This is a genomic window from Pseudomonas sp. VA159-2, from assembly GCF_024126635.1.
In the GTDB taxonomy this organism is placed as follows: Bacteria; Pseudomonadota; Gammaproteobacteria; order Pseudomonadales; family Pseudomonadaceae; genus Aquipseudomonas; species Aquipseudomonas muyukensis.
On record NZ_JAMYBV010000015.1, the window covers coordinates 24,546 to 41,237 of the forward strand.

Genomic DNA, 16,692 nt, shown 5'->3' on the forward strand with positions numbered 1-16,692 from the left:
CCGGCGCGCCATCGGTGACGCGGTATTCGAATGGCGGTCATGCGGATGGTCCTTATTCGGCAACCACGCCTTGATGGGTATCGATACTCACCACCACCGACATCCCCGGCCTCAGGTGCCGGGCATCGGCCTGCCCGGCGTCGACGGTGATGCGCACCGGGATGCGCTGGGCGATCTTGACGAAGTTGCCGGTGGCGTTGTCGCCTTGCAGCAAGGCGAACTCGGAACCGGTGGCCGGCGAGATCTGCTGCACATGGCCACGCAGCTTCAAGTGGTTGAGCGCATCGACGGTGAAGGTCGCCTGCTGGCCGACGCGCACGTTGGCCATTTGCGTCTCCTTCATGTTGGCGATCACCCACAGGGTATCGGGCACCAGCGCCATCAACTGCGCGCCTGGGTTGACGTAGGCGCCCAGGCGAGTGCCGATCTGGCCGAGCTGGCCGTCGCGCGGGGCCTTGACCCGGGTGTTGTCGAGGTCGATGCGGGCCAGCTCGACGGCGGCCTTGGCGTTCTCCACCGAAGCCTGCAGGGCGGCGCGGTTGACGATCACCGTCTCGCGGTCCTGGCGGGCGATCTCCAGTGCCGCCTTGGCCTGGGCCAGGCTGGCGATGGCGGCGGCCTGGCTGGCGCGGCTGAGGTCGAGCTCGCGGCGCGACACCGAGCCGTCGCTGACCAGCGCCTGGTTGCGCTGCAGGTCGGCGCGGGCCTTGTCGGCCTGGGCCGCGGCATCGGTTATCGCCGCCTGGCGCTGGGCGATGGTGGCCTCGGCGCTGTTGCGTTGCTGCAGGTTGTTGGCCAGCGCCGCCTGCTGCTGCTTGAGCTGGGTAATGGCCTGGGCCAGGCGCTGGGTGTAGATGCGGTCATCCAGGCGTACCAGCAGGTCGCCTTGCTTGACGAACTGGAAGTCATGCACCGGCACCTCGACGATATAGCCCCCCAGCTGCGGGCCGATGATCGTCACCTGGCCGCGTACCAGGGCATTCTCGGTGCTCTCGATGGCACTGCTGAACGGCGGCAGGCGCCAGGCGTAGAGCACCAGCAGGATGCCGGCCAGGGCCACGGCGGCGAAGCTCAGCGACGACAGCAGGCGTACCCTGCGGGTGCGCGCCGGGCTGCTCGGCTCGCTGGGTGGCGCGCTGCCCTCTGGGGTTTCGGCGATGGCGGTGGTGGTGGTCGTGGGCGTTTCCTGGGTCATCGGGTCGGGGCACCGCGGGTGGCGTTGAGGTAGCGCAGGTATAGGCTGCGGATGAAGATCCAGATCATGGTCAGGATAGCGATCACGCCGATCAGCATGAACACATCGTTGTAGGCCAGCACGTTGGCCTCGCGGGTTGCCGCGTTGGCCAGCAGGCGCATGCCCACCTCGTTGCGCAGCGCCGGGTCGACGATGACCCCGGCGTAGCTGGCGCCGCCACCCTGGATCCGTGCGCCGACCAGCGGTTCAAGGCTGCTGAGCTGGTCGACCAGGGTGCTGGAATGGAACTTCTCGCGCAGGGTCTGGAAGGTGCCCAGCAACGCCGAGCCGATCAGGCCGCCGAGGTTGTTGCAGATCCCGAACAGCACCGAAAAGCTCACCAGGTTGCGCGGGTTGGCGCGCACATGGCTGATGCCCAGGGCCATCGACGGGCCGAAGAAGAAGGTGCTGCCGAAGGCCAGCAGGAATTGGCTCAGGTACATCTGCGCCGGGCGGGTGAGGTTGCTCGAGCTGCTGTCCATGAAGGCGCCGGTGGCCATCGCCGCCAGCGAGACAAACAGTGGCAGCACCAGGTGGGCGGGGTTGATGGTCAGGGCGCTGCTGGCCAGCCCGGCGATAGCCCCCAGCAGCATGATCGCGTACAGCGTGCGCATCTGCTCGCTGCTCATGTTCAGTGCCTGCAGAAAACCCACCGCGCCGGTGGATTGCTCGGAGGTGACCATGCGGATCAGGATCACGCACAGGGCCAGGCGGATGATCGCGCCGCTGCCCAGCCAGCGGGTCATCAACAGGGGGTTGCTGCGGTTGTGCTCGATGGCCAGCCCCGAGAAGATCAAGGCGATGGCCGCCGCCAGCGCCACGCCGATCCACGGCGCATCCTGCCACCAGTCGATGCGCCCGAGCGACAGCGCCGCGCAGAGCAGGGCGGTGCCGCTGGCCATCAGGGTGAAGGTCAGGAAGTCCAGCGGCTCGAAGGTCTTGAAGCGGTCGCCCGGCGGCAGCTTGAGCAGCAGCACGCAACCCAGCGCCGCCAGCGCCAGGCCCAATTCGAACAGGTACAACCCGCGCCATTCGGCGATCTGCAGCAGGTCCTCGGAGAAGATCCGCGCCAACGGCACCGCCAGTTGCGAGGCGCCCAGGCCCAGCACCATGGCCTTGAGCCGCCACTGGGCGGGGAAGGCCTGGATCATGTAGTACAGCCCCAGCGAACTGAGCGCGGCGCCGACCATGCCGTGGGCGGCGCGCACGGCGATGGCCGAGTTGAGGTCGTTGACGAACAGGTGGGCGAAGGTGACCAGGGCATAGAGCACCAGGAACACCTCGGTGAAGGCGCGCAGGCCGAATTGCTGGCGGAACTTCACCAGCAGCAGGTTCATCGACACGTTGGTCATCACGAAGGCGGCCGGCAGCCAGGCCATCTCGGCGCTGGTGGCGCCCAGGGCGCCTTGCAGGAACGGCAGGTTGGCCACCACCAGCGCGTTGCCCAGGCCACCGGTGATGGCCACCAGCAGGCCGACCACGCCGTAGGCCAGGCGCTTGGCCGGCGCGTGCAGGGGCGTGGAAGGCGAACCGGGCAGGCTGGGCTTTTCGTGCGGCAGCCACTGGCGAGGGGCGTATTTATCCATCGGGTTGTCCGTTACCGCGGGTCAGCTGACTTTACGTGAGAGGCGGGGCCTTGGATACCGCGGCTCACAGGGCGAGCGACAGGCGCATGGCGCAGCGGTTGTGCAGGCCGTGGGCGAGTTCCGCGGCCAGCACGGCTGAAAGGCGCGCGTCGAGTTGCCCCACCGACAACGGCACGAAGCCGTAGCGCTGGTAGAACGGGGCGTTCCACGGCACCTCGGCGAAGGTGGTCAGGGTCAGGCAGCGCTGGCCGTGCTGGCGGGCGGAGGCGCTGGCCCGGTCGAGCAAGCGCCGCCCCAGGCCATGGCCCTGGGCCTGGAGCCCGACCGACAGCTCGTCGATGTGCAGGGCGTCGCCTGCGACCGTCGCGCAGAGAAAACCCACCGGGGTGTCGTACTCATCCACCGCGACCCAGCTGCTGGCGGCGCTGACGTACGCCAGGTGGTCGGCTTCAGTCATGACGGCGCCGTCGGCCAGCCAGGCCAGGGCCGGTAGTTGCCGGAAGGCCTGGGCGGCCGAACGCTCGAGGGCCGGCAGCAGGGCGACGTCGCGGGCGAGGGTGGGGCGAATGCGCATGGTAAAGGCCTGGCGTTTTGAGCGTTGAGGGTGGGGGCCAGCGTGCTGGCGAGCCAGGCAACAGCGTGGATGGCACCGGCTACACCGGTGTTCGCCGGCAAGGGGTCGAGTTTGCCAGATCCTCCTGCAAAGGTGTTGCAAAGAGACTGTTATAACGTAACATTATAGATCTTCCTTTTGCCCAGGACCGCCCCCGTGATCCGCAAGAACCCCTCCGGCCACCTCCCCGAAATCGCCGAGTCGGCCTACATCGACCACACCGCCATCATCTGCGGCAAGGTGATCATCCACGACAACGTGTTCGTCGGCCCTTACGCAGTGATCCGCGCCGACGAGGTGGACGCCAGTGGCGACATGCAGCCGATCGTCATCGGCGCCAACTCCAACATCCAGGATGGCGTGGTGATCCATTCCAAGTCCGGCGCCGCGGTGCGCATCGGTCAGTACAGCTCCATTGCCCATCGCTCCATCGTGCATGGCCCCTGCGAGGTGGGCGACCGGGTGTTCATCGGCTTCAACAGCGTGCTGTTCAACTGCAAGGTCGGCGACGGCAGCGTGGTGCGACACAACTCGGTGGTCGACGGCCGCGACCTGCCGCCGCGCTTCTACGTGCCACCCACCGAGCACATCGGCCCGCACACCGACCTGGCCAGCTACCCGCCGGTCAGCGTGTCGGCTTCGGAGTTCTCCGAGGACGTGGCGCGCACCAACATCGACCTGGTGCAGGGCTACAAGGCCCTGCAGAACGAGTTCTGACGATGAACAACTTGTTGGTGCGCAACGCCCGGCTGGTCAATGAGGGGCGCGAGTTCGAAGCCGACCTGCTGGTGCGCCATGGCCGCATCGAGCGGATCGCCAGCAGCCTCGATAACGTGCAGGCGGCGTTGGAGCTCGATGCCGCGGGTGCCTGGCTGTTGCCGGGGATGATCGATGACCAGGTGCATTTCCGTGAGCCCGGCGCGCCGCACAAAGGCAGCATCGCCAGCGAGTCGCGGGCGGCGGTGGCTGGCGGGATCACCAGTTTCATGGACATGCCCAACACCCAGCCGGCGACCCTGACCCTCGAGGCCCTGGCCGACAAGCAGCGACGCGCTGCCGCCGGCTCCCGGGCCAACTACGCTTTCCACTTTGGCGTCAGCCACGACAACCTCGACACCATCGCCGCCCTCGACCCCTGCGCGGTGGCCGGGATCAAGGTGTTCATGGGCGCCTCCACCGGCAACCTGCTGGTGGACGACCCGCAGGTGCTGGAGAAGCTGTTCATCTATGCGCCGACCCTTGTCCTGGCCCATTGCGAGCACACCCCGAGCATCCTCGAGAACGAGCGCTGGTGGCGCAGCCGCCATGGCGAGTTCATCCCGCCGGCGGCGCACCCGCTGATCCGCGATGCCGAGGCCTGCTACCGCTCCTCCAGCCTGGCGGTGGCGTTGGCCCGACGCTTCGGCACGCGCCTGCACGTGCTGCACCTGACCACCGCGCGGGAGCTTGCGTTGTTCCAGCCTGGGCCGGTGGCCGGCAAGCGCATCACCGCCGAGGTGTGCCTGCATCACCTGCTGTTCGACGACAGCGACTACGCCACCCTGGGACACCTGATCAAGTGCAACCCGGCGATCAAGACCGCCAGCGACCGCGACGCCCTGCGCCGGGCCCTGGCCAGCGACGTGATCGACGTGATCGGTACCGACCATGCGCCGCACACCCTGGAGGAAAAACGCCGGGCCTACAGCCGCGCGCCGGCCGGCCTGCCGCTGGTGCAGCATGCGCTGCCGGCGGCGCTGGAGCTGGTCAGCGAAGGGCTGTTGAGCATGGCCCAGGTGGTACGCAAGACCAGCCACGCGGTGGCCGAGCTGTTCGCCATTCGCCAGCGGGGTTTTCTGCGCGAGGGCTACTGGGCCGATTTCGCCCTGGTCGAGCGCCTGGCCACACCGCGCCCGGCCGCCGCCGACCCGGTGCTGGCGCGCTGCGGCTGGAGCCCATTCCAGCAGCGCAGTTTTCACCACCTGGTGCGCAGCACGGTGGTGTCGGGGCAACTGGCCTGGCACCAAGGACGGGTGCGTGATCAATGCCAGGGCCTGCCTTTGATGTTCGACCGCTGACAGCGTGGGGCTGCGTCGCAGCCCTGTGGGAGCGGGCTTGCCCCGCGACAAGGCGTTTGGCGCCTGGCTTTTTTGGATGTATCCCATGACTGAAGAACAACTGCTGCAACAACCCGCCACCGCCTACATGAACGAACCCCAGCGGCAATTCTTCCGCAACCTGCTGCTGGCCCAGCGCGCCGAGTTGCAGGTGCGCATCGAGCAAGAGTTGCGTGCCCTGCGCGAACAAGAGGTGCACAGCGACCCTGCCGACATCGGCAGCGCCGAGGCCGAGCGCCACTGGCAACTGCGCACCCTGGAGCGGGAAAAGAAACTGCTGGACAAGATCGACCAGGCCCTGGAGCGCCTGGCCCGCGGCGACTACGGCTGGTGCGCCGAGACCGGCGAGCCGATCGGTCTGCGCCGCCTGTTGCTGCGGCCCACCGCCACCCTGTGCATCGAGGCCAAGGAGCGTCAGGAGTTGCGTGAGCGGCACCTGCGCGACGATGGCTAGTCGGCGTTCAACCCCTGGGCCTGGAGCTGCCAGCGTACCGAGCTGACGCCTTTCTCCAGGCTCACCCGGCCGACCAGGCGTTCCAGCTGGGTGGGCGCCTGCGCGGTGCCGAGCAGTTCGGCGCGCACTTCCAGGCGTGTCGGATCGGCCAGGTCCTCGCTGTGCAGCGATTGCAGGCGCAGCCCAGGGTCGCTCAGGCTGTGCAGCATCAGGCTGCGGACCTGGATCTCGTCCTCGGCGCGGCAGACGATGCGCACCTCGAAGCGCTGCTCGACCTCGCTGGCCGGCAGCACCTCCTGGCGGTCCAGGCGCTGGGCCAGGTCGCGCAGCAGGATATTTGCGCACAACACCACCAGGCTGCCCAGGCTGGCCTCGAGCAGCAGGCCGAGGCTGCACAGCACACCGACCGCAGCGGTGCACCAGAGGGTCGCGGCGGTGTTCAGGCCGCGCACGTTGAAGCCGTCGCGCATGATCACGCCGCCGCCAAGAAAACCGATGCCCGATACCACATAGGCGGCGATGCGCGAGGCATCGGTAGGGGCCATGCCCGGCACGGCCTGGGTCATCAGCACGAACAGGCAGGCGCCGGTACTGACCAGCGCGTTGGTGCGCAGGCCGGTCAGGCGCTGGCGCAGTTGGCGCTCGGCGCCGATCAGCGCGCCGAGCAGCAGGGCCACGCTCACGCGCAGCAGAAAGACTTTCCAATCCATAGCGAACCTCGTTCCACGGGCGAATACCCGTTCAGGCGCCAACCTTGCGGCGGCGCGATTGAAAGCAACGAATGCGCAGGACCACCGACCCGGCCCGGCAGCGGGCAAGGTGTGGGGAAACAGGGGGAAGCACCGGCCGCCAAGGGCCGGGGAACCACCGTCTACCGTGGGCGGCGAGACAGTGGCAGGGACGCTGCCGGACTAGCTCGCCGTGTGGGCCTGTCGCAATCGACTGGGGCTACTGTCCAATGCAGGGGTCTCCTGTGAGGGGATGCTTGAGTGCGCGGCGGACCATACGCCTCGACCCGCCCCGGGTCAAGGCGTGGCACATGACGATTGTGTTACGCCAGGCGCTGGCAGACGTAGGCCTGGGTCTGGTAGGGGAAGGCGATGTGCTCGCGGCCCTTGAGGTCGGGGTGGCTGTCGATCAGCGCCTGCAGCTGGCCCATGAGCTGGTCCTGTTCGGCCTGGGGCAGGGCGGCAATGAAGCTCACCGAGCGCAGCCGTTCGAGGATCACCGCCTGCGGGCTGCCTGGGTGCACATGGGGCAGGGTGGTCAACTGCGGCGCGCTGAACCAACGGCCATCGAAGGCAGCGCGCCAGCGCCCGTTGTGAAAGCGTGGGGTATCACCCTCGTAGGGGGTGATGATCGCGGTGATGCGCGCCACCCAGTCCACCGATTCGTCGCGTACATTCCACACCAGCCCCAGGCGGCCACCGGGGGCCAGCACCCGATGCATCTCGGCCAGGGCGTCGCTGCTGGCGAACCAGTGGAAGGCCTGGGCACACACCAGCACCTGCTGGCTGGCGTCGGCCAGGGGGATGTGCTGGGCGCTGCCGTCGAGCACCGGCACGCCCGGCAGGTGCGCGGCGAATTGCCCGCGCATTGCCGCCACCGGCTCGACGGCCGTCAGCTGCGGCGCAAGGGTACTGAGCAGGCGGGTGAACTTGCCGGTGCCGGCGCCCAGGTCCAGCACCGGGGTGCCGCGGGCGATGCCCAGGGTGTCGCGCAACCAGCCCTGCAGGGCGACGGGATAGTCCGGCCGGCCTTGCTCATAGTTGCCCGAGTAGCGGGTATAGCCGGTACTGGCCGCGGCGTGTACATCCTTCATCGAAAGCCCCTCCGATTGACCTGCCGGCAATGGTACCCTTGCGCCTTTCGTTGCCAACCCCCGGATCGTCTGATGCTGTTCAATCTTGCCGTGCTGTTCGGCACCCTGGTGGCCATGGAGGGCGTCGGTACGCTGGCCCACAAGTACGTCATGCATGGCTGGGGCTGGTGGCTGCACCGCTCGCACCACGAGCCGCAGTTGGGAATGCTGGAGACCAACGACCTGTACCTGGTGGCCCTGGGCCTGATCGCCCTGGCCCTGGTAGCGCTGGGCAAGGCCGGGCACGCGCCGCTGCAGTGGGTGGGCGCCGGGGTGGCCGGCTATGGGGTGGCCTATGTGCTGGCCCATGACGGTTTGTTCCACCGCCATTGGCCGCGGGCGCCGAAGCCGGTCAATCGGTATCTGAAGCGGCTGTACCGGGCACATCGGTTGCACCATGCGGTCAAAGGGCGCCAGGGCAGCGTGTCGTTCGGCTTCTTCTATGCGCCGCCATTGCGGGTGTTGAAAGGGCAGCTGAAACGACGGCGCATCAGCCGAGCGGTTCGCTGACCACGCGCTCGGCACGTTGCCCACGGCTGACCCACCAGCCAAACCCGGCCGCGGTGAAGAACATGATCAAGCTGTAGATCGCCGCCGGCACTGCCATGGTCGCGTTGTTGAGCAGCGATGGGCTCAGCGCCAGGGCGATGGCCAGGGTGCCGTTGTGGATGCCGATCTCCATGCCGATGGCGATCGCCTGGCGCCTGGGAATGTTCAGCAGCCGCGGCACCCAGTAGCCCACTCCCAGGCTGAGCAGGTTGAACAGCAGCGCGGCGCCGCCAACGATCGGCGCGTAGTCGACCACCGTCTGCCAGTCCTTGGCCAGCGCCAGGACGATGGTGAAGGCCAGGAACAGCGCCGCCACCAGTTTCATCGGTTTTTCCATGCGCGCGGCAAAGCCTGGCGCCCAGTGGCGGATCAGCATGCCCAGGGCCACCGGCAGCAGGACGATGGCGAACACCTGCATGACCTTGGCGAACTGCAGCGGGATGGCCTGGTCGGAGGCCATGAACCAGCTCAACGACAGGTTGACCAGCAGCGGCATGGTCAGGATGGCGATCAACGAGTTGACTGCGGTGAGGGTGATGTTCAGCGCCACGTCGCCATGGGCCAGGTGGCTGAACAGGTTGGCGGTGGTGCCGCCCGGCGAGGCGGCCAGCAGCATCAGGCCCACCGCCAGCGCCGCCTCCAGGCCCAGGCCATTGGCGATCAGGAAGCACACCAGCGGCAGCAGCACAATCTGGCAGGCCAGGCCAATGAGCACCGGCTTGGGGTACTTCACCACCCGGGCGAAGTCGGCCAGGGTCAGCGACAGGCCCAGGCCCAGCATGATGATGCCCAGGGCGAGGGGCAGGACGGCGGTCAGCAGAGGCGAGGCGGTCATGGGTGGGCTCTCGGGCGAAGGATTCGACGAGTGTAGGCGTCCCCTGAACGATAGCTAATCGCAACAGGCCAGCATTGGTAACCGTTTGTTACCAGGGCCCTGGCCTGCAACGCGTTGCGGTCAGGCGCCTAGCGCAGTAGCATTCGCGCTTTTGCCGAGGATTAGCCTGTCATGCCGTTCCAGCAAGGTCTGCTTGCCACCCCGGTGCCGGCCCATGCCCGCCACCTGTTCTTTGCCCTGGATTCGCACGAGGCCTTGCCTGGGGTACTCGACCAGTTGATCGCCCAGGTCGATGGCCAGAACCTGATCCTCGCCATCGGCGCTCCCCTGGTCAAAGCCTTGGGCCGCGAAGTGCCGGGGCTGCGCAGCTTCCCGCAACTGGATGCGGTGGTGGAGAACCCGGCCACCCAGCACGCCTTGTGGCTGTGGTTGCGCGGCGAGGAACGCGGCGATCTGTTCCTGCGCGGCGAAGCCTTGCGCCAGTTGCTGGCCCCGGCGCTGCGCCTGGTCGACAGCGTCGACGGTTTCCTGCACCGCGGCGGCCATGACCTGACCGGTTACGAAGACGGCACCGAGAACCCGGTGGACGAAGACGCCGTGGCCGCCGCCATCGTGCCGGGCGACGCCCCGGGCCTGGCCGGCTCCAGCTTTGCGGCTTTCCAGCTGTGGAAGCATGACCTGAACTACTTCAAGTCGCTGCCCCAGGCGGAGCAGGACAACATCATCGGCCGCCGCCTGAGCGACAACGAAGAACTCGATGACGCGCCAGCGTCGGCCCACGTCAAGCGCACCGCCCAGGAAAGCTTCGCCCCCGAGGCGTTCGTGGTGCGCCGCTCGGTGGCCTGGGCCGACGAGCGCGGCGCGGGCCTGGCGTTCGTCGCCCTGGGCTTGTCGCTGGATGCCTTCGAGGTACAGCTGCGGCGCATGAGCGGGCTGGAAGATGGCGTGATCGACGGCTTGTACCGCTTCAGCCGGCCGTTGAGCGGCGGCTACTACTGGTGCCCGCCCTTGGCTGAAACCGGCGCCGACCTGCGCCTTCTGCTGGGCTGACCGGCCCTCATCGCCGGGCAAGGCTGCTCCCACGCCTTGAGCCTGATGCCCGGCTCAGCCGGGGAGCGGGCTTGCCCGGCGATGACTCAGAACGGCACCGCCACCGTCAGCTGGCTGTACACATTGGTCCCGCTGCCCACCTGGTTGCCGCCATTGCTGGCATCCTTGCGCGGCTTGAACAGCCCCAGCAGCGGGGTGACGATCAGGTGCGGGGTCACCGCCCACTCCACATACAAGTCCAGCTCCTGGGCATCCAGGTTCAGGGTGTCGCGGCTGCGCACGGTGTTGAAGTCGAAGAACAGCGCGCCAAGGGTGACGTCGTCCCGCGGCGTGGCCTTCAGGCCGACATGGTGGATGCCGCTGTTGCTGTTGAACGGCCCGGCATAGTTGCCGGCCACCTCGCCCTGGATCCAGGTGCCGTAGCCGCTGGACAGCCCGGTGAACAGCAGGTCCCAGCCGGCCGAGTAGCGGGTGTAGCGATAGCTCAGCTGCGGCGCCCAGGGCAGGTCGGCGAAGGTGTAGCCGGCCTCGGCATACCAGGCGCTCTCGCTGCCGCCGCGCCTGTCCTGCCAGGCGTACTCGAACGCCAGTCGGGTGTTGTCCAGGCCGGCGCTGCCTTCGCCACGCAGGCTGTACACATCCATGCCCTCCCGGGCCTTCTGGAATTCGCTGGCCCACTGGTCGGCGACGTCGATGCCATGGATGTAGGTCAGCCCCAGGGTGCCCAGGGCGTGGGTGTAGTCCAGGGTGCCGGCGGCCAGTTCGGTCTCGGCCTGGGCACGGTTATCGGACTTGAGCCACAGCACGCTGCCATGCAGGCCGTGCTTGCCGCCCAGGCGCAGCAGCGCGGTGCGGTCGAAGGCATGGCGGGCGCCAAGGTAGAACCCGCCGCCACGGTTGAGCTGGCCCTCGCCCGGGCCCTTGCCCAGGTTGGGGCCGTCGTCGTTGATCAGAAACCCGCTGCCCAGCTGGATCACCTGGCGGCCGCCGGAAATGTCCACGCCGTCCTGGCCCAGGCCCGGGAACAACGCGCCGGAGCGCCAGCCCAGGTAGGCGTCCTCGATCTTGCTGGTGCGCTCGGAGCCGTCCTGGTTGCCCCCGGCATCGCCATCGCCCCAGGCGCCGGAGCTGACCCAGTTGAGCGCGCCATACAGGGTGCCGTTGCCGCCCAGGCCCTGGTCGCCGCTCAGTCCGTACTTGATGAAACCTTCGCGCCAGGTCGAGCCGCCGGGGCTGCCATCGTAGTTGTGGCGGCTGTTGAACATGCCCCAGACCGCGAGCAGGTCGGCGTTGAGGTGGGTGTCATGGTCGGCGTACAGCTCATGGGCCAGGCTGGCCGGGCCGTGGACCAGCAGGGCCAGGACGCTGGCCAGGGCGGTGCGGCGTGGGGTGAAACGCATGGGTCGATCCTCGTTTGTTGTGTGCGGTCTTGGTTGCCGCGTCGTTGTGGAGGCAGGTGACGGGGTATTAGCGCGTGGTCGGGCGGGCGCGGTCTTGTCCTTGGCTGCCAGGGGGCTTGGCTGTCACCGCCACGGGGCGGGGTAGATGTAGCCGGTGCCCTCCACGGCGCTGCCTGGTTCGCCAGCGAGGCCGGCGCCTACAAGCAGGCCAGGCTTTCTGGCAAGGTGGCGCCGCCGTCAACCACCAGGGTTTGCCCGGTGACATAGCGGGCGGCGTCGGAGGCCAGGAACAACATCGCTGCGGCGATATCGGCCGGTTCGCCCAGCCGCCCCAGAGGCACTGCGGCGGCGATCCTCGCGTTCAACGCGGTGTCGCCCAGGTTGCCCATGGCCGGGGTGCGGACCATCCCCGGCTCGACACCGTTGACCCGCACATTCAGCGCAGCCAGCTCCAGCGCCGCATTGCGGATGAAGCCATTGACGCCGGCCTTGGATGCGGCGTAATGACAGAGCCCGGGGTAGGCCACCCGTGGCCCGGTCACCGACGAGGTGGCCAGCACGCAACCACCGCCTTGGCGGGTGAACAGCGGCAACGCGCCCTGGGTCAGCCAGAACAGCGCCTCCAGGTTCACCGCCAAGGTGCGCCGCAGCCGCGCCGGGTCGAGCTCGGCGAACGCGGTAAGGGGGAAGTACCCAGCGTTGTGCACCAGCACGTCGAGGCGCTCCAGGCCCGCCAGCAGTGCGGCAATGGCGTCGTGGTCGGCCAGGTCCAGGGCATGGGCCTGCAGCGCATGGCCCAATGCCGAATGCCGGGCCTGCAGGCTTTGCAAGGCTGCGTCATCGAGGTCCACGGCCAGCACCCGGGCGCCGCCGCGGGCGAAGCCTGCGACGATGGCCTGGCCGATGCCGCCGGCCGCGCCGGTGACCAGTACCGTGCTGCCACTGAAATCGTAGCGGGCGTTCATGGTTGTGGCGCCAGGCGGGCGTAGGCCAAGGTCGGCACATCGACCACCGTGGCGCCGCCATCGGCGGTGATCACCGCGCCGGTGACAATGCTGGCGTCGCTGCCGACCAAAAACTGGCACACCGCGGCGATCTCGTCGCTGCTGGCGGCGCGGCGCAGCGGCACATCGGCACTGACCCGCCGGTAGGCGGCCTCCAGGTCCTCCTGGTAATGGCTCATCAGCGCCTGCATTTCCTGGTCGGCCATGGGCGTGCGCACCCAACCTGGGCAGACGCAGTTGACCCGCACGCCGTCCGGGCCGTAGTCGCGGGCCAGGGAGCGGGTCAGGCCGATCAGGGCGTGCTTGGCGGTGGTGTAGCCGCACACCTCGGGGCCGGCCGCCAGCGAGGCGATGGAGCCCAGCAGCACCAGGCTGCCTTGCCGCTCGCGCAATAGTGGCAGGCAGGCGCGGGCGGTCTGGAAGGCGCTGTCGAGGTTGCTGCGCAGCGCCGCGCGCCAGGCCGCGTCATCGATATCGCCGGCGCGGCCAAGGCCGTGGCCGCCGGCACAGGCGATCACTGCGTCGAGGCCGCCAAAGCGTTCGCGCAACTGGCCGATGAACGCGGGCCAGGCGGCGCTGTCTGCCGCATCGCCGGCCAGCACCAGGCCGCCGCAGGCCTGCGCCACCTGCTCCAGTGCTGCCCGGCGCCGACCGAGCAGCGCCACCTGCCAGCCCTGGTGCGCCAGGCGCTGGGCACAGGCCGCGCCGATGCCGCTGCCGGCGCCGGTGATCAGGACACTGCGACTCACAGCGGGTACTCCGTGCGATTGACCACCCGGCAATAGGACGACACCGGGAAGTTGGCCAGGCTGTCGAAGCCGCCACCCTGGTAGCCGAAGATCTTGCCGTCGCTGCGCTGTTGCGCCAGGTCGATCAGCACCAGGCCCAGGGTCGGCACGATCTTCTCGCACCAGACGAACAAGTACAGCTGCTCGGCGATCTTGTAGTAGTAGGCGCGATCGGTGTCGCACAGGCCCTGCTCGACGCCTTTGAGGCACTGCCAGCTGTAGTGGTTGGCGTTGAGGTAGAGGTGCTCGTATTCCTCGCTGGGGCTGTAGCGGTAATGGTTGCGCAGGCCCACCAGCTCGGTGCTCGGCGCGTGCGGGCAAGCGCCTGGTTGCCAGGGGCGGTCGAGGCTGCCGTGCAGGAAGGTGGCCTCGACGCCGGTCAGTGGCTCGCCGGCCAGGGCCAGCGCATACAGCCCGCGCTGGGTGCGGGCCTGCTCGGGCAGGCGGCCGAGCACGGCGGTGAAGGCCTGGGTGTGCGTGTCGAGCACCAGCGACACCGAGCAGGCCTGGCCGGCGTCGTGCTTGATGAAATCCACCAGGTAGATGCCCGGGCGCACCGAGGTGGCGCGATAGTCGGCGCTGCCGCTGCTGTGGCCATCGGCGGCGTGCCAGTGCAGGCGCTCGGCGTCGAAACGGTGCTCGATGACCCAGCCGTTGGCGAAGTGCAGGCTGAGGCTGCGCCCGGACAGGTCGGCCAGTTGCGGCAGGATGAAGGCGCCTGGGGCGAAGCCTTCGGCAAGGGCGCCCACGGTGATCCAGTCGGCTTGCGGGGACATGGCGGTGACTCCTGTGGTTGAGAGACCCCCAGGGTGCAGCGCAGGCGCACGCGACGGTATCAACCGCAAGGTTGAGTCACAGGTACAGCTGCGCCACCAGCTCGGTGCGGTTGCTCACGCCGAGTTTGCGGAACAGGTTGATCAGGTGGGTCTTCACGGTCGGCAGGCCCAGGCCCAGCGCACGGGCGATCAACTTGTTGCTGCAGCCCTGGCGCAGCAGTTCGGCGATCTGCCGTTCCCTTGGGGTCAGTTCAGGCATGACGCAACGGGCCGGCGCTTGGCTGGCCAGGGCCAGCTGCATCAGGCCGTGCAGCGGCAGCAGGCGTTCGAGTTCGTCGGCCTGGAACTGGCCCAGGTCCGGACAGCGCAACAGCGACACCCCCGCCACCGGGCGCGCATCGACCTGGGCGATGATTTCCACCACATCCACCACCTGGTGTTGCGCCAGAAAGCCTCGGTAGGCCTGCCCCTGGGCCTCGGGCAGGCAGGCCAGGCCCTGGCGCAGCGACACCACCGGCTGGCCGATGGCCAGGCAGCGCCCCGGTTGCAGCGGGTCGTAGGCCCGGTAGTGCGCCAGGTAGCGCGCATGCATGGGTGCCTGCAGGTCCTGCAACAGGAAGTCGCAGGCCTGCTGCGCGGCGTCGATCCGATAAAAGGCCGCCAGCGACGCCGGCACCTGCTGGCTGAAGGCTTGCAGGCAGTAGCGACCAAGCGCCTGGGCGGTGCTGGCCACGGTCAGTAGCGCATCATCACCGACTTGAGCTCGGTGAAGTCGTCGATGAAGGCCGAGCCGAACTCGCGGCCGATGCCGGAGGCCTTGATGCCGCCGAAGGGAACCGCCGGATCGAGCAGGGTGTGCATGTTGACCCACAAGGTACCCGCCTGGATCTCGGGGATCAGGCGCATGGCCTTGGCCAGGTCGTTGGTCCACAGGCTCGCGCTCAGGCCATAGGGCGAGGCGTTGATCAGGTGCAGCAGCTCGTCCTCGTCATCGTAGGGCAAGAAGGTCGCCACCGGGCCGAAGGTTTCCTGGTTGAGCAGGGTGTCGCTGGCCTGGTTGGCAAGGATCACCGTGGGCTCGACGAAGCAGCCCGGGCCCTCGCCCAGGCGCCCCCCGTGGACGATCCGGTTGCCTTCGGCGCGGGCGGTGGCGAACAGCTCGCCGAGTTTTTGCTGGTGCGGCTTGTTGGCCACCGGTCCGAACTGGGTGGTTTCGTCCAGCGGCGAGCCGATCTTCAGTTGCCCCAGGCGCTGGCCCAGCGCGTCGAGCAAGGGCTCGAGCCGCGAGCGCTGGACATAGAAACGCTCGCCCGCGGCGCAGATCTGCCCGCAGTGCAGGAAGCCGGCCTCGATAATGCCGTCCACCGCCTTGTCCAGGCCCACGTCAGGGAGGAAGGCCACGGCATTCTTGCCGCCCAGCTCCAGGGTCGCGCGGGTCAGCTTGGCGCCCATGGCCGCCTGGCCGACGGCGATGCCGGTGGGCACGGACCCGGTGAACGAGACCTTGTCGGTGCCGGGGTGTTCGACCAATGCCTTGCCAACGTGACCGGCACCGGTCACCACGTTGAGCGCGCCGGCCGGAAGCCCGGCCTCGCTGCCCAGCTCGGCGATGCGCAGCAGGGTCAACGGGGTGAACTCACTGGGCTTGAGCACGATGCTGCAACCGGTGGTCAGCGCCGAGGCCAGTTTCCACAAGGCGATCATGGTGGCGAAGTTCCACGGCACGATACCGGCCACCACGCCCACCGGTTCGCGCAGGGTGAAGGCGCTGTAGCGCTCGCCGGCGAAGGAGGGCAGCGACGGGGTGATGGTCTGGCCGGTGATCTTGGTCGCCCAGCCGGCGTAGTAGCGCAGGAAGTGCGCCGCCTGCTCGACCTCGAAGGCCCGGGCGATGCCAATCAGCTTGCCCGATTGCAGGGTCTCGAGCTGGGCCAGTTCCTCGCGGTGGGCTTCGAGCAGGTCGGCCAGGCGCAACAATACGGCGGCGCGGGCGGTGGGGCTGGTGCGCGACCAGGCGGCAAAGCCTTGGCGCGCGGAATCCACGGCGCGGTCGACGTCGGCCTGGTTGGCGTCGGCGATCTGGGCGATGACCTGGCCGTTGGCCGGATTGTGCACGGCGAGGCGGCCACTGGCTTGGCTGGCGACGTGCCGGCCATGGATGTACAGGCCGTGGTCGCGGGCCAGGAAGGCGTTGACGGTGGGTAGGAGGGGGATGTCGCTCATGCTATGGCTCCGGGCAATGGATGCTGTCCCTGTGGCAGTTGGCCTGCCAGCGAAGGGCCGCGCAGCGGCCCAGGTCTGCACCAGATTACGGGGCTGGCGGCGTCGGCTGCTTGTCTACCCATGCCAGCCCCATGACCCAGCCTGCCAGCCCTTGGAAAAGTGCAATGCGAGCTGCGGAAGTTGCATTTTCCAGGCCCCGGTCGCCTCCCATACTGATCCGGCA

The 16,692-nt window shown here is 68.4% G+C and carries 17 protein-coding genes; 5 read left to right on the top strand and 12 right to left on the bottom strand.

The window, feature by feature from the left end; genetic code table 11:
* Window positions 1-52: 52 nt before the first annotated feature.
* The 3 genes from NJG22_RS15860 to NJG22_RS15870 form a co-directional block, all read right to left on the bottom strand.
* On the bottom strand, window positions 53-1,195 hold the full coding sequence (locus tag NJG22_RS15860; protein ID WP_253095816.1) for an HlyD family secretion protein: 1,143 nt from the start codon (window positions 1,193-1,195) through the stop codon (window positions 53-55).
* Entirely contained in the window at window positions 1,192-2,820 is a 1,629-nt protein-coding gene (locus NJG22_RS15865) for an MFS transporter (RefSeq protein WP_253095818.1), read from the bottom strand. The genes NJG22_RS15860 and NJG22_RS15865 overlap by 4 nt, the downstream gene beginning before the upstream one ends.
* Before the next feature lie 64 nt (window positions 2,821-2,884).
* Window positions 2,885-3,394 carry a GNAT family N-acetyltransferase gene (locus NJG22_RS15870; protein ID WP_253095820.1) on the bottom strand — a complete coding sequence of 170 codons (510 nt, stop codon included), beginning with the start codon at window positions 3,392-3,394 and terminating at the stop codon, window positions 2,885-2,887.
* 195 nt (window positions 3,395-3,589) lie between these two features.
* On the opposite strand from NJG22_RS15870, the gene NJG22_RS15875 reads away from it, so the two are divergent.
* The 3 genes from NJG22_RS15875 to dksA all read left to right on the top strand — a co-directional run bounded on the left by NJG22_RS15875 (window position 3,590) and on the right by dksA (window position 5,983).
* Window positions 3,590-4,150 carry a carbonate dehydratase gene (locus tag NJG22_RS15875; RefSeq protein ID WP_186662146.1) on the top strand — a complete coding sequence of 187 codons (561 nt, stop codon included), beginning with the start codon at window positions 3,590-3,592 and terminating at the stop codon, window positions 4,148-4,150.
* 2 nt (window positions 4,151-4,152) lie between these two features.
* On the top strand, window positions 4,153-5,490 hold the full coding sequence (locus NJG22_RS15880; RefSeq protein ID WP_253095822.1) for a dihydroorotase: 1,338 nt from the start codon (window positions 4,153-4,155) through the stop codon (window positions 5,488-5,490).
* Window positions 5,491-5,575: 85 nt separating this feature from the next.
* Complete coding sequence (dksA, locus tag NJG22_RS15885) at window positions 5,576-5,983, top strand: RNA polymerase-binding protein DksA (RefSeq protein WP_253095824.1); 408 nt, start codon at window positions 5,576-5,578, stop codon at window positions 5,981-5,983.
* Here dksA and NJG22_RS15890 read toward each other — a convergent pair.
* Both NJG22_RS15890 and NJG22_RS15895 read right to left on the bottom strand, forming a co-directional pair.
* Window positions 5,980-6,693 (bottom strand): MgtC/SapB family protein, encoded by a 714-nt coding sequence (locus tag NJG22_RS15890; protein WP_253095825.1) that lies wholly within the window; start codon window positions 6,691-6,693, stop codon window positions 5,980-5,982. The genes dksA and NJG22_RS15890 overlap by 4 nt on opposite strands.
* A gap of 341 nt (window positions 6,694-7,034) precedes the next feature.
* Window positions 7,035-7,805 carry a class I SAM-dependent methyltransferase gene (locus NJG22_RS15895; protein ID WP_253095827.1) on the bottom strand — a complete coding sequence of 257 codons (771 nt, stop codon included), beginning with the start codon at window positions 7,803-7,805 and terminating at the stop codon, window positions 7,035-7,037.
* Between the two features lie 72 nt (window positions 7,806-7,877).
* Between NJG22_RS15895 and NJG22_RS15900 the strand changes: the two genes are divergently transcribed.
* Window positions 7,878-8,354, top strand: a complete 477-nt coding sequence (locus NJG22_RS15900) for a sterol desaturase family protein (protein ID WP_253095829.1) — start codon at window positions 7,878-7,880, stop codon at window positions 8,352-8,354.
* Here the strand turns inward: NJG22_RS15900 and NJG22_RS15905 are convergent.
* Entirely contained in the window at window positions 8,335-9,228 is an 894-nt protein-coding gene (locus NJG22_RS15905) for a bile acid:sodium symporter family protein (RefSeq protein ID WP_253095830.1), read from the bottom strand. The genes NJG22_RS15900 and NJG22_RS15905 overlap by 20 nt on opposite strands.
* Window positions 9,229-9,399: 171 nt before the next feature.
* On the opposite strand from NJG22_RS15905, the gene NJG22_RS15910 reads away from it, so the two are divergent.
* The gene (locus NJG22_RS15910; RefSeq protein ID WP_253095832.1) at window positions 9,400-10,278 is read left to right on the top strand and encodes a Dyp-type peroxidase; all 879 of its coding nucleotides are present in this window, start codon (window positions 9,400-9,402) and stop codon (window positions 10,276-10,278) included.
* Between the two features lie 86 nt (window positions 10,279-10,364).
* Here NJG22_RS15910 and NJG22_RS15915 read toward each other — a convergent pair whose 3' ends face one another.
* From NJG22_RS15915 to NJG22_RS15940, 6 genes are all read right to left on the bottom strand, one after another.
* Window positions 10,365-11,678, bottom strand: coding sequence for an alginate export family protein (locus NJG22_RS15915; RefSeq protein WP_253095834.1), 1,314 nt, complete (start codon window positions 11,676-11,678; stop codon window positions 10,365-10,367).
* A 197-nt stretch (window positions 11,679-11,875) separates the two neighbouring features.
* Complete coding sequence (locus NJG22_RS15920) at window positions 11,876-12,643, bottom strand: SDR family oxidoreductase (RefSeq protein WP_253095836.1); 768 nt, start codon at window positions 12,641-12,643, stop codon at window positions 11,876-11,878.
* A complete protein-coding gene (locus tag NJG22_RS15925; protein WP_253095838.1) occupies window positions 12,640-13,431 on the bottom strand; it encodes an SDR family oxidoreductase in 792 nt (263 codons plus the stop codon). Before NJG22_RS15925 ends, NJG22_RS15920 begins: the two co-directional genes overlap by 4 nt.
* Window positions 13,428-14,246: a molybdenum cofactor biosynthesis F family protein gene (locus NJG22_RS15930; RefSeq protein WP_253095840.1), complete on the bottom strand. Its 819-nt coding sequence runs from the start codon at window positions 14,244-14,246 to the stop codon at window positions 13,428-13,430. Before NJG22_RS15930 ends, NJG22_RS15925 begins: the two co-directional genes overlap by 4 nt.
* 76 nt (window positions 14,247-14,322) lie before the next feature.
* A complete protein-coding gene (locus NJG22_RS15935; protein ID WP_253095842.1) occupies window positions 14,323-14,979 on the bottom strand; it encodes a helix-turn-helix transcriptional regulator in 657 nt (218 codons plus the stop codon).
* 2 nt (window positions 14,980-14,981) lie between these two features.
* Window positions 14,982-16,469, bottom strand: coding sequence for an aldehyde dehydrogenase family protein (locus NJG22_RS15940; RefSeq protein ID WP_253095844.1), 1,488 nt, complete (start codon window positions 16,467-16,469; stop codon window positions 14,982-14,984).
* Window positions 16,470-16,692 lie beyond the last annotated feature (223 nt).

Coding starts and splice junctions, on each gene's coding strand:
- NJG22_RS15860 (WP_253095816.1), bottom strand. CDS start 1,195: ATGACCCAGGAAACGCCCACGACCACCACCACCGCCATCGCCGAAACC.
- NJG22_RS15865 (WP_253095818.1), bottom strand. CDS start 2,820: ATGGATAAATACGCCCCTCGCCAGTGGCTGCCGCACGAAAAGCCCAGC.
- NJG22_RS15870 (WP_253095820.1), bottom strand. CDS start 3,394: ATGCGCATTCGCCCCACCCTCGCCCGCGACGTCGCCCTGCTGCCGGCC.
- NJG22_RS15880 (WP_253095822.1), top strand. CDS start 4,153: ATGAACAACTTGTTGGTGCGCAACGCCCGGCTGGTCAATGAGGGGCGC.
- dksA (WP_253095824.1), top strand. CDS start 5,576: ATGACTGAAGAACAACTGCTGCAACAACCCGCCACCGCCTACATGAAC.
- NJG22_RS15890 (WP_253095825.1), bottom strand. CDS start 6,693: ATGGATTGGAAAGTCTTTCTGCTGCGCGTGAGCGTGGCCCTGCTGCTC.
- NJG22_RS15895 (WP_253095827.1), bottom strand. CDS start 7,805: ATGAAGGATGTACACGCCGCGGCCAGTACCGGCTATACCCGCTACTCG.
- NJG22_RS15900 (WP_253095829.1), top strand. CDS start 7,878: ATGCTGTTCAATCTTGCCGTGCTGTTCGGCACCCTGGTGGCCATGGAG.
- NJG22_RS15905 (WP_253095830.1), bottom strand. CDS start 9,228: ATGACCGCCTCGCCTCTGCTGACCGCCGTCCTGCCCCTCGCCCTGGGC.
- NJG22_RS15910 (WP_253095832.1), top strand. CDS start 9,400: ATGCCGTTCCAGCAAGGTCTGCTTGCCACCCCGGTGCCGGCCCATGCC.
- NJG22_RS15915 (WP_253095834.1), bottom strand. CDS start 11,678: ATGCGTTTCACCCCACGCCGCACCGCCCTGGCCAGCGTCCTGGCCCTG.
- NJG22_RS15920 (WP_253095836.1), bottom strand. CDS start 12,643: ATGAACGCCCGCTACGATTTCAGTGGCAGCACGGTACTGGTCACCGGC.
- NJG22_RS15930 (WP_253095840.1), bottom strand. CDS start 14,246: ATGTCCCCGCAAGCCGACTGGATCACCGTGGGCGCCCTTGCCGAAGGC.
- NJG22_RS15940 (WP_253095844.1), bottom strand. CDS start 16,469: ATGAGCGACATCCCCCTCCTACCCACCGTCAACGCCTTCCTGGCCCGC.